Origin of the sequence: Alkalibaculum bacchi, from assembly GCF_937875145.1 — a bacterium.
GTDB lineage: Bacteria > Bacillota > Clostridia > Eubacteriales > Alkalibacteraceae > Alkalibaculum > Alkalibaculum bacchi_A.
The window spans coordinates 1-1,489 of record NZ_CALNCS010000052.1 but is presented as its reverse complement, the minus strand read 5'-3'; the positions used below and the strand labels follow the sequence as shown (position 1 = coordinate 1,489).

Sequence of the window (1,489 nt, the reverse complement as noted above, 5' to 3'; positions counted from 1 at the left end):
TTCTCCTGACACGATATCAGGAAATCGATATGTCAACGAAAGCGGGGCAAATTCACTTTGCCCTTTGTTGACAATTGCATCTTATACTTCTAGTGCAGCGTGGCCATTAGGCAAGTAAAGCAGAATGCAAAACCTTGTTCTTCGCTCAACAAGAGTACCTATTGCTGTCTTGTTTTTGGCACCTACAATCAGATCGCCTTCCCAATGTCCTGGAATTGCTCTGTCTTCGACTTCAGGTGGACGCTCACTGATATTTATCATTGGCTCTCTAAAGCGAGGTCTACGTCTAGCTTCTTGTCTGTGTGACCTGCGATATACCCATCCGCTTCGAAGTTGAGAGATCACATCGCGTTTGAGCGAACCTTCAGCTTGCACATTGATAGATTGATAGATTGTTTCAGGACAGGCGTTCATATCCTTATTATCAGGGTACTTGATATAAAGCCAGTGAGAAATCTCTTCGGGAGACCAATGCAGATCGAGCTTTTCCTGCACAACCTCTCCAAGCTCTGGGTTACTTAGGATTTTTCTTACCCTTGGTCGAGTAAGTCTACTATTCGATAACTCTTGGGCATGATGTGGATAGTAGCGCCCAGTTGCTGGATCTGTGTTTGCTTTAATTTCTCTTGAAATGGTAGAAGGACTTCTCCCAAGAGTTATGGCTACTTTTCTGCACGAGCTTCCAGCAAGAAGCATATTGGCAATAGTTATGCGTTCGTCTAAGCTCAGAAAGCACTCGTTGATGTTCTTTTCAGCGTCCATGAGATGATTATGCCATTCGGTGCAGGGCTTCTCGTTGCGACCGGACGAGTGTGTGCGCCCGTTGCGCCAGACCTTGCTGGTCCTCTTTGACACACCGAGCGTCCTTGCGGCCTGCCTGAAGTTCATGCCGCTCTCGACGAGCTCGACGTAGTGTCGACGCCTGGCTGCGAACATCTCCTTTTACGTCGGGCAGGAAACGCCGCCATAAACGTATTCCACCAAAAGCCTCCTTTTCGACCTTTGATGTTGCGATGATCGTGAGAAGTCGTACTAAAAGAAAAACAGTTGAATTTTCGATAGACGTTTAGAAAAGCGCGCTAACCGCAAGGGTTAGCATTACACGCCTATTTAAATGAAGCCTCAACGTAAAAAGAGCAGTTAGACAAGATGAGTGTCCGTGATTAGTAAACCTTAATTTGCTGAGTTACCTATAAAAGCAAATCCATTCTGGCTTGCCTATAAGCTCACGCATTCTTTTGATAAGAGATCCGTCATCCTAACCCGATGAATTTTCACGACAAAGCTTCCTGTCAAATACTCCAACAGAAGCTACCTGACTTAGAAAATTCAGACATTTAAGGACAACATTTACTCATCCATACTGTTCATTTACTGTTCATTTTACTGTTAAAATAAAAAAGGCCAGAGGACTAAACCCCTGACCTGTTGTTTCTGGTCGGGATGACTGGATTCGAACCAGCGACCTCTCGGTCCCGAACCGAGCGCT

General features: G+C 45.4%; 1 protein-coding gene. It reads right to left on the bottom strand.

Annotated elements, in window-relative coordinates:
- Positions 1-81: 81 nt before the first annotated feature.
- Positions 82-762 carry an IS30 family transposase gene (locus Q7P22_RS03225; protein WP_303860560.1) on the bottom strand — a complete coding sequence of 227 codons (681 nt, stop codon included), beginning with the start codon at positions 760-762 and terminating at the stop codon, positions 82-84.
- Between the last annotated feature and the right edge of the window lie 727 nt (positions 763-1,489).

Coding starts and splice junctions, on each gene's coding strand:
- Q7P22_RS03225 (WP_303860560.1), bottom strand. CDS start 762: ATGGACGCTGAAAAGAACATCAACGAGTGCTTTCTGAGCTTAGACGAA.